This is a genomic window from Cellulomonas shaoxiangyii, assembly GCF_004798685.1.
Lineage (GTDB): Bacteria > Actinomycetota > Actinomycetes > Actinomycetales > Cellulomonadaceae > Cellulomonas > Cellulomonas shaoxiangyii.
Map to the genome: position 1 here is coordinate 2,013,071 of NZ_CP039291.1, position 13,460 is coordinate 2,026,530.

13 protein-coding genes are annotated in these 13,460 nt (G+C 75.4%); 8 read left to right on the forward strand and 5 right to left on the reverse strand.

Features of this window, described 5'->3' with window-relative positions:
* Nucleotides 1-21 precede the first annotated feature (21 nt).
* A complete protein-coding gene (locus E5225_RS09175; protein WP_135972389.1) occupies nucleotides 22-1,335 on the forward strand; it encodes a GAF and ANTAR domain-containing protein in 1,314 nt (437 codons plus the stop codon).
* Here the strand turns inward: E5225_RS09175 and E5225_RS09180 are convergent.
* Together E5225_RS09180 and E5225_RS09185 are read right to left on the reverse strand one after the other, a co-directional pair.
* Nucleotides 1,235-3,145 carry a CheR family methyltransferase gene (locus E5225_RS09180; RefSeq protein WP_208012460.1) on the reverse strand — a complete coding sequence of 637 codons (1,911 nt, stop codon included), beginning with the start codon at nucleotides 3,143-3,145 and terminating at the stop codon, nucleotides 1,235-1,237. The genes E5225_RS09175 and E5225_RS09180 overlap by 101 nt on opposite strands.
* Nucleotides 3,146-3,180: 35 nt before the next feature.
* On the reverse strand, nucleotides 3,181-4,221 hold the full coding sequence (locus E5225_RS09185; protein ID WP_135972391.1) for a chemotaxis protein CheB: 1,041 nt from the start codon (nucleotides 4,219-4,221) through the stop codon (nucleotides 3,181-3,183).
* A 167-nt stretch (nucleotides 4,222-4,388) separates the two neighbouring features.
* Between E5225_RS09185 and E5225_RS09190 the strand changes: the two genes are divergently transcribed.
* Complete coding sequence (locus E5225_RS09190; RefSeq protein ID WP_135972392.1) at nucleotides 4,389-4,628, forward strand: hypothetical protein; 240 nt, start codon at nucleotides 4,389-4,391, stop codon at nucleotides 4,626-4,628.
* A gap of 216 nt (nucleotides 4,629-4,844) precedes the next feature.
* Nucleotides 4,845-5,657: a GAF and ANTAR domain-containing protein gene (locus E5225_RS09195; RefSeq protein ID WP_135972393.1), complete on the forward strand. Its 813-nt coding sequence runs from the start codon at nucleotides 4,845-4,847 to the stop codon at nucleotides 5,655-5,657.
* A gap of 59 nt (nucleotides 5,658-5,716) precedes the next feature.
* Here the strand turns inward: E5225_RS09195 and E5225_RS09200 are convergent, their stop codons facing one another.
* The gene (locus E5225_RS09200; protein WP_135974785.1) at nucleotides 5,717-6,526 is read right to left on the reverse strand and encodes a glycosyltransferase family 2 protein; all 810 of its coding nucleotides are present in this window, start codon (nucleotides 6,524-6,526) and stop codon (nucleotides 5,717-5,719) included.
* A gap of 290 nt (nucleotides 6,527-6,816) precedes the next feature.
* Here E5225_RS09200 and E5225_RS09205 point away from each other — a divergent pair, with 290 nt between their 5' ends.
* From E5225_RS09205 to E5225_RS09225, 5 genes are all read left to right on the forward strand, one after another.
* Nucleotides 6,817-7,698 carry a manganese catalase gene (locus tag E5225_RS09205; RefSeq protein WP_135974784.1) on the forward strand — a complete coding sequence of 294 codons (882 nt, stop codon included), beginning with the start codon at nucleotides 6,817-6,819 and terminating at the stop codon, nucleotides 7,696-7,698.
* Nucleotides 7,699-8,093: 395 nt separating this feature from the next.
* Nucleotides 8,094-9,110, forward strand: coding sequence for an iron-containing redox enzyme family protein (locus tag E5225_RS09210; RefSeq protein ID WP_135974791.1), 1,017 nt, complete (start codon nucleotides 8,094-8,096; stop codon nucleotides 9,108-9,110).
* Nucleotides 9,107-10,156 (forward strand): glycosyltransferase, encoded by a 1,050-nt coding sequence (locus E5225_RS09215; RefSeq protein WP_243738369.1) that lies wholly within the window; start codon nucleotides 9,107-9,109, stop codon nucleotides 10,154-10,156. Before E5225_RS09210 ends, E5225_RS09215 begins: the two co-directional genes overlap by 4 nt.
* On the forward strand, nucleotides 10,153-10,416 hold the full coding sequence (locus E5225_RS09220; RefSeq protein WP_341765690.1) for a CDGSH iron-sulfur domain-containing protein: 264 nt from the start codon (nucleotides 10,153-10,155) through the stop codon (nucleotides 10,414-10,416). Before E5225_RS09215 ends, E5225_RS09220 begins: the two co-directional genes overlap by 4 nt.
* A 132-nt stretch (nucleotides 10,417-10,548) precedes the next feature.
* The gene (locus E5225_RS09225; protein WP_135974782.1) at nucleotides 10,549-11,196 is read left to right on the forward strand and encodes an ANTAR domain-containing protein; all 648 of its coding nucleotides are present in this window, start codon (nucleotides 10,549-10,551) and stop codon (nucleotides 11,194-11,196) included.
* 86 nt (nucleotides 11,197-11,282) lie between these two features.
* Here the strand turns inward: E5225_RS09225 and E5225_RS09230 are convergent, their stop codons facing one another.
* Nucleotides 11,283-12,065, reverse strand: a complete 783-nt coding sequence (locus E5225_RS09230; protein WP_135974780.1) for a GAF and ANTAR domain-containing protein — start codon at nucleotides 12,063-12,065, stop codon at nucleotides 11,283-11,285.
* On the reverse strand, nucleotides 12,062-13,456 hold the full coding sequence (locus tag E5225_RS09235) for an extracellular solute-binding protein (protein ID WP_135974778.1): 1,395 nt from the start codon (nucleotides 13,454-13,456) through the stop codon (nucleotides 12,062-12,064). Before E5225_RS09235 ends, E5225_RS09230 begins: the two co-directional genes overlap by 4 nt.
* Between the last annotated feature and the right edge of the window lie 4 nt (nucleotides 13,457-13,460).

Consider the following 13,460-nt stretch of genomic DNA (forward strand, 5'->3'; position numbering starts at 1 on the left):
CCACCCCCCACCGGAGGCACCATGGCGACGATCGACGAGACCCAGGGCAGCGCGGCGTGGGCGTCGCCCGACCTCGAGGCTCTCCACGACCTGCTGGGCCGCGTCGACCCTGCCCTCGGCGCGGACGGGCTGCTGGTCCTGCAGCAGGAGCTCGAGACCGCCACCGAGGAGCTCCGGGTCGCCGACGCGCAGATGCACGCCCACCGCGCCGAGCTCGACGAGCTGCTCACCGTCCACCACCAGCACGCGGCCCAGCGCGAGTGGATGGCGTCCCAGCTGCCGGTCCCGTTGCTGGTGACCGACCGCAACGGGCTCGTCGAGGCCGCCAACGCCGCCGCGGCGCGTGGCCTGAACATCGCGCACGGGCACCTGCTGCGCAAGCCGCTCGTGAGCTTCGTCGACGACGCGGAGCGGCCGGCCGTGCGCCGCCTGCTCTCGAGTGTCGGGAGCACCCCGGTGCGGCTGCACACCCGCCTTCGGCCGCGCCGTTCCCCGCCTGTCCCGGTCGAGGTGGTCGTGGTCGCCGACGGCGCGCCCGGGACGGACGCCCACCTGACGTGGACGGTCGTCACCACCGGGCCGGACGACGCGGACCCCGACCGTGCGCGGGAGGCCCTGCGGCTCGCGACGGCGTTCGTCACGCTCGGCTGGCTCGCCACCGCGGAGCTCGGGGAGCGCGCGCTCCTGGGGCGCATCGCCGAGGTCATCACCGCGGCGCTGCCCGGGCAGGTCGACGTGAGCGTCGACCTCGGCTCGCCCGCGGCACCGACGGTCGTGGCGTCCTCGGGCCTGCTCGCCGCGACCGGGGACGGGCTGCAGATCCGGGCCGGAGAGGGCCCCTGCATCACGGCGTTCGACACCGGCGAGTCCGTCGTCAGCCCCGACATCACCACGGACGCCCGCTGGACCCGGCTCGCCGACGCGGCCCGCGGCGAGCAGGTCCGGTCCGTGATGGCCGTCCCGGTCGTGGTCGAGGGCGCCAAGCTGGCGTGCCTGAACTGCTACAGCACCGAGATCGGCGCGTTCCGGGACCACGACGTGCGCAGCGCCGAGCTGCTGGCCACCAGCGCGGGCGCCGTGCTCGTGGGCGTGCAGCAGAAGGAGCGACTGCGTCAGCTCGGCGAGCAGCTGAGCGAGGCCCTCACCTCACGCGCCGTCATCGACCAGGCGAAGGGCATCGTGATGGCGGCGCGCGGGGGCACCGCCGACGAGGCGTTCCGGTACATGTCGCAGATCAGCCAGCGTCAGAACGTCCGGCTCCGTCTGATCGCGCAGCGGATCGTGGATCAGGCCCAGGCGCGGAAGCCGGCTCTGCCGGACCGACCACGTCCATGAGGAGGATGACGCCGGGTCCGGCGTCGGTGCCCTGCAGCCGGCTCGCCGTCACGTCCACGTCGATGGAGCGACCCCGGCGGTTGACCGCCGGGAGACGCACGGTGCGGTTTCCCGGCACGCCGTCGAGCTGGCCCGCCACGAGCGGCTGCAACGGCTCGACGGGCAGCCCGATGTCGAGGTCGTCGAGGCTGCGCCCGAGCGCCTCGTCCTCGCGCACTCCCCACAGGTCGACCGCCCGCGAGTTCCACGCGAGCACCCGCAGGCCCGCGTCCACGACGGCCACCCCGACGCCCAGGCTGGCGAGGACCGACTCCATGAGCCGGTTGAGCTCGTCGACCTCGAGGGTGCGCACGCGCAGCTCCTCGTTGCTCGCGTTGAGCTCGTCGTTCATCGACTGCAGCTCCTCGTTCATGGTCTCGAGCTCCTCGTTCGTCGACTGGAGCTCCTCGTTCGTCGTCTCCAGCTCCTCGACGGTCGACTGGAGCTCCTCGTTCGTCGTCTCCAGCTCCTCGTTCGCCGACTGCAGCTCCTCGTAGGCCGACTCCAGCTGGCGGTTGGCGTACTGCAGCTCGTTCTGCAGCTGCCGGTGGCGCGTGACGTCGTTGAAGATCACCGTCGTGCCCAGCGGTGCGGAGTCGGGGCCGATGAGCGGCACGACCTGGACGTCGAGCCCGACGGTGTCCGCGTCGGGGCGCTCCCACTCGACGTCGCGGATCCACACGACGCGACGCTCGCCGAGCGCCTGCTCGATGTACGAGCGCAGCTCCACCGGACGGTAGGAGACCTCGAGGTCCTGGAAGAGCCGGCCGACATCACGCTGGCCGATGCCGAACAGCGTGTCGGCGCGCCGGTTCGACGCCACGAGCACGCCGTTGGTCGCGACGACGACCTGCGCCGCAGGCGCGGACAGCAGGGCCTCGTCCCGCAGCCGTGCCGCCGTCGTCCCCAGGTCCTGCTCGGCCGGCCGCACGGGCTCCCGCGGTGTCCGGCGCTCGGGTGCCGGCGTCCCGAGCTTGCGGAAGAACCGCCGCTTGAGCTCGAGCGGCTGGAACAGGTGCGGGTGCGAGAGGAGCATCTCCGCCTTGCCCAGGAACAGCACCCCCTGCGGGGCGAGCGCGAAGTGCAGGCGGCGCACGATGTCCGCCTGCGCCTCCGCGTTGAAGTACATCAGCGTGTTGCGGCACACCAGCAGGTCGACGTGCGAGATGGGTGCGTCCTGCACCAGGTCGTTGCGGCCGAAGATGACGGCGCGGCGCAGGTCCTTGCGGATCACCCAGCGGTCCCCGACGCGCTCGAAGTACGAGGTCAGGTACCGCTCGTCGAGGCCCTGCACCTGCCGGTCGGTGTACGCGCCGGCGCGCGCCACCTGCAGGGCGGCCTCGTCCACGTCGGTGGCGTAGATCTTCACGCGCTCCCGGAACGCCGTCGGCCCGAGCGCCTCGGACAGCTCCATCGCCAGGCTGTAGGGCTCCTCGCCCGTCGCGCAGCCGGCGCTCCACACCCGCACGCGCGCGCCGTCCTCCGCGAGCAGGGCCGGGAGCACGTGCTCACGCAGGTACTCCCACGACTCCGTGTCCCGGAAGAAGCTCGTCACGTTGATCAGGACGGTGTCGAACAACGCGGCGTACTCGTCCGGGTGCAACGCCAGGTGGTCCTGGTACTCGTCGAACCCCTCGATGCCGACACCGGTCATCTGCCGGCGCACACGGCGCACCAGGCTCTGCCGCTTGTACCCGGTGAAGTCGAAGCCGCGCTGCTCCTTCAGGTACTCCAGCAGGGACTCGAACCGCGGGTCCGGCTCCTCGTCCACGTGCACTCCTTCTCACCGGCCCGGCGAGCGGGCGTTCACGCCGACCGGGGGGCGTCCTCCGTGAGCAGGTCGTCGGTCACGTCGAGGGCGACGGTAGCAGTGCCGGCGATGAGTCCCCGGATCACGAGTGCCGACGACCGGGCCTCGGACGCCTGCTCGGTGAACTTGTCGGCCGTGACGGCGTGCCCCCGGTCGGCCGCGTTGCGCGCCATGCGCTCGCTGAGCGCGACGCGCTCCTCGAGCGTGCGCAGCGCGAGCCACAGCGCGCCCTCGACCGCGACGCCCTGCTGGGCCGCCAGGCTCGCGGGCGACCACGCGTGTCCGACCCGGCACCGGAACCGGTGCAGGCGGCCCTCGTGGATCTCGGAGAGCGGTCCGTTGCAGTCGGGGCACGCGAATCCCGCCGGGACGCCCACCTGCTCGTCCGGCGACGTGCTGTGCTGCGCGTCGGCGGCGATGTCGACCTCGACGCGCAGCAGCTCGGTGGGGTGCGCGGCACGCTCGTCGACGGGCACCCCCACCAGCTCCTCGAGCACCGCCGCGACGCGCTCGAGCGGGACGACGCGGGCAAGCTGGTCGGCGGCCATCGCCGCCGACGGCATGCCGGGGTAGGCGGCGGTCGCGGGATCCTCGACCACGCCGATCCCGCCCTGCTGGTGCACGGCCACCATGCCGGCGGCGCCGTCGTCGAGCGTGCCCGACAGCACGACGGCCACGACGCGGGGCCCGAGCTCGCGCGCGGCCGAGCGGAAGAGCGCGTCCACGGAGGGCCGGTGGCCGTTCTCGCGGGGGCCGCGGGAGAGCAGCACACGATCGCCGTCGACCACCAGGTGCCGGTCGGGCGGGGCCACGAGGATCCGGCCGGGGAGCAGCGCGTCCCCCTCCGCCGCCTGCGCGACCGGCAGCGGCCCGGACCGGGAGAGGATCGCCGCGAGGGCGCTGCGTGCCGTCGGCGCGGTGTGCAGCACCACGAGCACCGCCGCCGGGAAGTCGGCGGGCAGACGCGACGCGACGTCCTGCAGCGCGCGCACCCCGCCCGCCGAGGCTCCTACGACGACCACGTCACGGCGGCTCATGCCTCTCCCTCCGGCCGGTCCTGCCCACGCTAGTAGCGCCGGGCCGAAGCTGCCGGTCGGCGTCGCGATCGGCGGTCCACGGTGACGCCCGGCGCGCGGCGTGCGAGGATCGGACACGTCGGGCACCGTGGAAAAGACGCGGACCCGCTCCCCGCAGGGATGCCGCCATGACGGTCCTGTCCCACGTCGCTCGGCCTGACGTCCAGACCGAGTTCGTCCGGCTCTCGCTGGTCCGCATGGACGCGGCGACACAGATGGAGCGCGACCGCGCGGCGCTCGCCATCCTCGCGCTCGTGGCCGACGCCGGGGACGTTCCCCCACGGAGCTCGGTCCCGCGCCAGCACCGGGCGGTCGGCTTCTCCGCCGTGTCCGCGGCCCTGTCACCCCGGCGGGCACGCCGCCGCTGACCGGGCCGGTGCCCTCGCCGGGGGTCTCCCCCGGTGCCCGCGCACCGCGGGAGGGTCCCGCGCGCCACGTGACGGTCCCGCCTGCCGCACCGAGCCGCGGTGGGATGGTGGACCGTGGCCGTGGTCCGTGCCACAGTGGTGGCCCGGTCGCCCTCGGGACGACCGGTACGCGGTGGCTGCCGTCCGACGGGGGACGGCGCACGGGCGGGGGCTCACATGGGCATGCAGGACGTCAAGGACGGCCGGGCGGCACGACCGGCAGGCGCGCGGGCAGCGCCCGACGGCGCAGTCGCGGCCGCACCCGAGCCCCGACGCCTCGAGTCGGCGTTCGTCGCGCTCGCCTGGCTCGCTGCGTCGGACCTGCCCGAGCGGGCCCGCCTGGAGCGGCTGGCCCACGTCGTGGCCGGTGTGCTGCCGCCGACCGCGTCGGTCGGCGTCGCGCTCGGCGCCCCCTGGGCCCCGGACGCCGTCGTCACCACCGGTCTGCGGGCGTCGGCAGCCGACCGCGTGCAGATCGGCGCCGGGTACGGCCCGTGCGCGAGCGCGTGGACGCACGGCACCTCCGTGCTCGTCGGCGACCTCGGGGCGGACCCGCGGTGGCCCCGCCTCGCCACCGCCGCGGCGCGCGAGGGCGTCCGGTCGGCGATCGCCGTCCTGGTGCACGCGGACGCCGGCGCTGTCGGTGTCGTCGGCTGCTACGCCGCCGGTACCGACGTGTTCGACGAGGAGCACGTGCGGACGGTCGAGCTGCTCGCGTCCGCCGCGGGCGCGACCCTGACCGCGCTGCGGCTGCGGGCGCACAGCGACGAGGTCGTCGGGCAGCTCAACCGTGCGCTCACCTCGCGTGCCGTGATCGACCAGGCCAAGGGCGTCGTCATGGCCGTGCGCGGCGGCACCGCGGACGACGCGTTCGCCTACCTCGCCCGAGTCAGCCAGGCGCAGAACGTCCGGCTCGGCCTGACCGCGCGGCGGGTCGTCGAGCAGGCGCGCACGGGAACGCTCGTCCTGCCGGAGGGGCCGCACGGCTGACGGCGTCGTCCCGCCGGCGGGTGGTCGCGGGTCACGCGCCGCCGGTCACGCGCCGCCGGTCACGCGCCGCCGCGCGCCGGGCGTCCCCCGGCCACGGGCGCCGGGCGCCACCGCGCCGCCCAGCGCTCCCACGGCGGCAGCACCCGCCACTGGCGGCCGAGGGTCCGGAACGCGCGCCCCAGGCGCGGCCCCCACTGCCGGTCCAGCCGGACGGACCGTGCCGAGACGCCGACCGACCAGCCGCGGTCCACGACGACGTGCACGCGGGGGCCCAGCGCGAGCGCCAGGTCGAGGTCGTCGTGCACGTCGTCGACGCGCGTCACCGCGTCGCGCACGCGGCGCCACCCCTCGGCACGGAAGCCCATGGACGAGCCCCAGAGCACCGGGTGCCCCGCGGCGAGGTGCCCCAGCGCGTAGTACGCGCCCAGGTACAGCCGGGCCACCCAGCGGCCGCGCGCGCCGGGCAGGTCGAAGCGGCCCGTCCCGGTCACCGCGTCCACGCGCGGGTCCGCCAGCACGTGCAGGGCGTGCGCCACCCAGTCGTCGCCCGGGCGGGTGTCCGCGTCGAGGCGCAGCAGCACGTCGCCCCGCGCGGCGTCGTAGCCCGCCGCCGCGGCGGCGGGGATGCCGACGCGCGGCTCCGCCACCACCCGCGCACCCCAGCGGCGCGCGACCTCGGCGCTGTCGTCGCGCGAGTCGTTGTCCACCACCACGACCTCGTCGGGGACGACGGTCTGGCGGGCCAGCCGGCGCAGGCACGCCTCGAGGTGCGCCGCGTCGTCCCGGACGGGCACGACGACCGACACCACGACGGGCCGGTCGGCGTCAGCCGGTGCGGCCGGCGTCGGGCGGGGGCGGGTGGCGGTCACGCGGCTCCTCGGTCGGCTCGGGGCGCGCGGCGGGTGCCGGCGCGTCCTGGGGGCGATCGTCCCCGCCGGACCGACGCACGGCGACCCGGGAGGCGCGCGGGGAGGCACGTCGGCGCCGGGGCCGCGGCCCACGGCCGTCCGACCCGGGCGCGTGACCGGTGCGCACGCTCCGGGTGCGGGTCCGGGGGCGGGTTGTGAGACTGGCTGGACCACCGCGCGTCGAGCAGAGAGCGCGTGCCGGCGGGTCGGCCCGCGCGTCGGGCCGATCCACGCCAGCGAGAGGGATCCCCATGTTCTTCCACCGCCAGGAGCTGCAGTTCCACGCGAAGCCCGAGAAGCCCGACGCCGTGTTCGCCCGCAAGCTGCAGGAGGTGCTCGGCGGCCAGTACGGCGAGATCACCGTGGCCATGCAGTACGGCTTCCAGTCCTGGAACGCCCACATCCCCGGCAAGTACCGCGACCTGCTCTACGGGATCGGCGCGGAGGAGTTCGGCCACGTCGAGATGCTCGCCACGATGATCGCGCAGCTGCTGGAGGACGCCCCCATCGGCGTCGTCGAGGGTGCGGCGCAGGACGACCCGACGGTCGCCGCCATCATCGGCGGCACGGACCCGCAGCACGCGATCGTCGCCGGCGCCGGCGCGCGCCCGGTCGACTCCAACGGCAACCCGTGGACGGCCGGCTACGTCACGGCGAGCGGCAACCTGCTGGCCGACTTCACGTCCAACGCGAACATCGAGATGCAGGGTCGCCTCGCGGTCGCGCGGCTGTACCACATGACCGACGACAAGGGCGTGCGCGACCTGCTCGCGTTCCTGCTCGCGCGCGACACGATGCACCAGAACCAGTGGATCGCCGCCGCCAAGGAGCTGCAGGAGGAGGGCCACGAGCTGCTGCCCGTGCCGTCGAACTTCCCGCTCTCCAAGGAGCACCGCGAGGTGTCGTACCAGTACATCAACTTCTCCGACGGCGAGCACGCGAGCGAGGGCAGCTGGGCGTCCGGCCCCACGCCCGACGGCAAGGGCGAGTTCACCTACGTCGCCGAGCCGCCGGCCGGCGTCCCGGCCCCGCCGCCCACGCGCCCGGACTCGCGCCTGTACGGCACGACCGACGTGCCGAACGCGGTCGAGAAGGTCGCCGGTCGCGTGCAGGACAAGCTGCACCGCGAGTGACGTCGCGCACGCACGACTGCTGACCGTGGCGGCGCTCGGTGCGAGCGCCGCCACGGCGGTCTCGCTCCGGCGCAGCCGCCGCGCCCACGGCTCGGCCGGTGCCACGGGCGCGCGGGCCCGGCCGGGGGCCCGCGCGAGTCCCGGCTCGGTCGCGGACGCGCAGGTGGGAGCGCGACGGACCTCACGTCGCAGCGGTGGCAGCGCCGTGCGAGCGGGTCCACGATGGACCCGCGTCCAGCCGCGGCGCACGGCCCGATGGAACGAGAACGATGACCACGACGTCAGTGCCGACGGACGCACCGACCGGGCCCACTCAGCCCACGCAGACCCCGCCCACGCAGGCGCAGCCCCCGCAGACCCAGCCCCCGCAGACCCAGCCCACGCCGACCCGTCCCATGCCGCTGCCCCGCGCGCGCGGGCCGCTCGGCACCGCGCTCCTGCGGGTGCTGACCGGCGCGGCGGACGACGCGAGCGGGCTGCACGCCGCGGTCGCAGATCTCGTGGCGGCCCCGCCGCCCTCGTGGGTCGACGACGACGACGTGCAGCTCGCGCTGCTCTGCCTCTACGAGCTGCACTACCGCGGCCTCGAGGGCGTCGACGACGCCTGGGAGTGGGACGTCGACCTGCTCACGGTCCGCGCCACGCTCGAGCGCCTCGTCGAGGAGGAGCTCCGCGCCCGCGTGCCGGTGCCCGACTGCACCGACCGGAGCCGCACGGGGGTCGCCGCGCGCCTGTTCCGGCTCACCGAGGAGGACGACTCCCCCAGCCTGGCGCGGTACGTGGCGCGCCGCGCGACGCAGGAGCAGGTCCGGGAGGTGCTGGTCCACAAGTCGGTCTACCAGCTCAAGGAGGCCGACCCGCACACGTGGGCGGTCCCGCGCCTCGGCGGGCGCGCCAAGGCGGCCCTCGTGGAGATCCAGGCCGACGAGTACGGCGGCGGCGACCCCGAGCGCATGCACCACGCGCTGTTCGCGTCGTCGATGCGCGGCCTGGGCCTCGACGACACGTACGGCCGGTACGTCGACCACGTGCCGGCGTCGACGCTCGCGTCGGTGAACGCCATGTCGCTGTTCGGCCTGCACCGCCGCCTGCGGGGCGCGATCGTCGGCCACCTCGCCGCGTTCGAGATGACGTCGTCGCTGCCCAACCGCCTCTACGGCAACGGCCTGCGCCGACTCGGCCACGACGACGAGGCGACGACCTGGTACTTCGACGAGCACGTCGCCGCGGACGCGGTGCACGAGCAGATCGCGGCGCGGGACCTCGCCGGGAACCTCGCCGAGGAGGAGCCGGCCGTCGTCGACGACGTGCTGTGGGGTGCCGCCGCGTGCCTCGCCCTCGAGGGCTGGGCCGCCGCGGGGACCATCGAGCGGTGGGAGGCCGGCGAGTCCTCGCTGCGCCGCCCGCTGTGACCGCCCGCGCACCCGTCCTCGACCACGCGGCGGCCATCCGCGACCGTGCCGCGGCCGAGGTGCCGCGGCGCGTCGAGGACGCCGTGTACCTGCTGCCCCTGCGCACGGCGGACCCCGCCGACGCGGACACCTGGACGTACCTCGCGCGGGTGGCGCCGGTGCTCGACGTGGTGGTGGTGGACGGCTCGCCCCCGGACGTCGCCGACGTGCACGCCCGCCACCTGCCGACCGGCGCGCGGCACGTGCGCGTCGGGCCGCCGCCGCCCGGGACGAACGGCAAGGTCGTCGCCGTGCGGCACGGTCTGCGCGCCACCACCCAGGAGCGCGTGGTCGTCGCGGACGACGACGTGCGCTGGGAGGCCGGGGACCTCGTGCGCGCGCTCGCGCTGCTCGACCACGCCGCCGTCGTGCGGCCGCAGAACGTCTTCGTGCCGGCGCCGTGGCACGCCCGCTGGGACACCGGCAGGTCGCTGCTCAACCGCGCGCTCGGCGGGGACTGGCCCGGCACGCTCCTGGTGCGCCGGTCCGCGCTCCCGCCCCACGGCTACGCCGAGCACGTGCTGTTCGAGAACCTCGAGCTCGTCCGGACCGTGCGGGCCGGCGGCGGGCGCGAGCACGTGGCGCTCGACGTGCTCGGCGACCGACGCCCGCCGAGCACACGGCGCTTCCTCGACCAGCGGGTCCGCCAGGCGTACGACAGCCACGCCCAGCCGCTGCGGCTCGCGGCCGAGCTCGCGGTGCTGCCGCTCGTCGCGGCGGCGCTCCTGCACCGCCGGCCGGCACGGGTCGCCGTCGCCGCGGTCGCCGTCGCCGGCGTGGCCGAGGGCGGTCGACGCCGGGCGGGCGGCCGCCACCGCTTCCCCGCGACCGCGGCCCTGTGGGCACCGCTCTGGTGCCTCGAGCGTGGCCTCTGCGCGTGGGCGGCGCTCGCCCTGCGCGCCGCCGGGGGCGTCCCGTACGCCGGCACCCGCCTGCGGCTCGCCGCGCACCGTGAACGTGATCTCCGCCGCACCGCGGCGGCCCCGGACCCGAGGAGCATGACGTGACGCAGCACCCGCACCCGACGGACGAGGCGCTCGGCGGGGCGCCGACGGGCGTACCGCGCACGCTGCCGGCCCGCGTCTCGGTGACGTTCTGCCCCGACGGGCCGGTGCTCGTGCGCGGCGACGTCGACCTGCACGACGAGGACGGGACCCCGATCGAGAAGCCGCGGCCGACCGTCGCGCTCTGCCGCTGCGGCGGGTCGGCGATCAAGCCGTGGTGCGACGGGACCCACAAGGTGAACGGGTACCGCTCCCGGGACTGACCGCTCCCGCGACCGACCGCTCCCGGCACCGCCCGACGAGCCGGCGCTTTGCTTCAGCCCGTCCCGTCACCTACCTTTCACCACGGGTCAGGACACGGCCCTCGGATCTTGCTCGACAGGGGTCATGCGCTCGTGTCCACCACCATCCGCGACGACCGCCCGGTCGGTCGCGACGTCCCCGCACCGCTCTCGCCCCGCCTCCGGTACGTCCCCTCGGACGGCTCCTGGTGGTGGTCGCCCGAGTGCTGGGCGCTGCACGGCTTCCAGGCCGGCGAGGTCGTGCTGACGACCGAGCTCGTCCTCGCGCACGTGGACCCGCAGGACCGCGACCGCTGGTGGGCGACCCTGTCCGGTGCGACGGACCAGCCGGTCCCCGGCCGGTTCCGCATGCGCGACGCCCAGGGCGCGGAGCACCACGTCGCGGCGGTGTGCCGCCGTACGGACGACGGCGCGCTCGAGGCGGACCTGGTGGACGTGACGGCGCTCGTCGCCGCGGAGGGCAGCCGCCTCGCCAGCGCGCAGATCGCCGCGTCCGCCGCCTCGCGCGCGACGATCGAGCAGGCCAAGGGCCTGCTGTCCGCGGCGTTCGGCGTGCCACCGGAGGTCGGCTTCGCCGTCCTGCGCGAGGCCTCCATGCGCAGCAACGTCAGCCTGCGCACCATCGCCGAGGGGATCGTCGAGCACGTCGTGCACCGCGCCGTGCGGGTCGAGTCGCTCGCCGCCGCGCTCGAGCCGTACCTGCTGGGCGTCGGCCCCGGGGACGTGCGCGACCCCGCCTGAGACGGTCCGCGCCGTGGGCGCGGGGACGCCGAAGGGCCGGGCGGTCGACCGCCCGGCCCTTCCTCGTCCCGCCGGCTCCCCCGGCGTCAGCGGTGCCGCGGCTCGAACGTCGAGGCGGGCGGCTCCGCCCCGCCCACGTGGCGCACCATGTCCTGCGCGAGGTCCCGCAGCTTGACGTTGCGCGCCTGCGACGCGCGCCGCAGGATCTGTACCGCCTCGTCCGCCGGGCACCTGTTCTGCGCCATGACGATCCCGATGGCCTGGTCGATGACGGCGCGCGACTCGAGCGCCGCCTGCAGGTCCGACGTGGTCGTGGTGAGGTCCACCAGACGCAGCGAGTACTCCAGCACGCGGCCCAGGTCGGCGGCGAGCTTCTCGGCCAGCGCCACCGACGTGTCGTCCCAGCAGCCCGCGCGCTCGGAGTAGACGTTGAGCGCGACCTGCACGTCCGACGTCGCGCGCACCGGGAAGGCCGCGGAGCACGCGAAGCCCTCGGCGAGGGTCGCGTCGCGCCACGCCGGCCAGCGGTCCTCGCGGGCGACGTCCTGCACCAGGATCGTCACGCCCTCGTCCACGGCGGACAGGCACGGCCCGGCACCCGTGGCGTACTCCACCTCGTCGCAGCGGCGCGACCGCTCCCCCGTCCACGCCACCGCCGTGGCAGGGGCGCCGCGGCCACCGCGGCGCAGGGTCACGCTGGTCTCACCCGCGTCACCGGCGAGCAGGGCCGCGGAGGCGTGCGCCACGGCCGACACCACGCTCTGCACGTCGGTGGCCTGCACGAGCGCACCGTGCAGGCGCTCCATCGTCTCGGCGACCGGCTCGGCGGTCAGGTCGACCGCGCCGGGCGCTGCCCCGCGCGCCGTCATCCTGCCGCCGTGACGTTGTCGTAGGCGCGCTGGGCCGCGTGCTGGGCGTCGGCGAGAGCCTCCTCCGCGGTGGCGTCACCGAGCAGCACCGCCGTGACCGCGTTGTTCAGCGCGTTGCCGATCTCCTGCCCGGCGGGCGAGGCGCCGAACGTCTTCCCGTAGTCGAGGACCTCGTAGTACGTGGCGATGACCTGGTCGAACCCCGGGTCGCCGGACTCGACGACCCACCGGTCGCGGACGAGCTGGTCGGCGTCCGGGGAGCCGGTGAAGAGACCGGTGTTGATGCCGCCGTCCTCCTCGCGCGTCGCGGCGCGGGCCTCGCCCGCGGCCTCCCACGCGCCGATCTCGGTGAGCTCCAGCATCCAGGCGCACGCGGCGTCCGGGTTCTTCGCGCCGGCCGGCACGACGAACGCCGTGCCGCCCGCCACGGAGAACGGCTGCCCCTCCGCGTCGAGGAACGGCACCGCCCGCACCTGGACGTCGCCGACGTACGGCGACAGGACGTTGGGGTACCACTGCGCGTTCACCTGGGCGGCGACCTGGTCCGTCGCGTACTGGTTCGCGTCGCCGAACGTGTCGAACGCGTCGGTGAACGACTTGACCTGCGCGTACCCGCCCTGCGCGTCGGTGATCTGCTTGAGCAGCTCGACGCCCGCGACGTTCGACGGGTCGTCCAGCGTCGGCACCCCGTCCTCGTCGGTGAGCTGCCCGCCCATGCCCAGCACCCACAGCCCGGCCTGGCCGGCCGCGACCGGGTCGAGCCCGAGCCGGGTCGGCGAGCCGCCCTCCTCGGTGTACGTCGCGGCGATCGCCTGCAGCAGCACGTCCGGCTGCGACGTGTCGATCTGCTCGTCGGTGATGCCGGCGGCCTCGAGCACGCGCGTGTTCAGCAGGATCGCGGGCGGCTGGTAGAACTGCGGCACCGCCCAGAGCTGGTCGTCCCACTGCACGTCGTCCACGACGAAGTCGTAGAACCGCTCGTCCGCGACGACGCCGTGCGCGTCGTAGCACGCGTCGAGCGGCTGGATGAGGCCCTGCGCGGCGTACGTCGGCACGAACCGGCGGTCCATCTGCACGACGTCGGGCACCTGCCCGCCTGCCACGCGCGTCGTGAACTTCTGCGCGTCGAACGACGTCTGGTCCATGGTGATCTCGACGTCGCCGAGCTGCTCCTCGGCGTACGCCATGCGCGCCTCGCCGACGTCGTCCGCGTTGTCGAAGGCCCAGGCGGCGAGCTCGCCGGTCGGAGCGGTCGTGAAGTCCGTCGGCCCGTCGCCGCCGGCGGCGCCGCCGCCCCCGGGGCCGCACGCGGCGAGGGTGGCGGTCGCGGTGACGAGCGCGAGGCCGCCGAGCAGTGGTGAGCGTCGCGTGGTGCGCCGTGTGGTGCTCATGAGG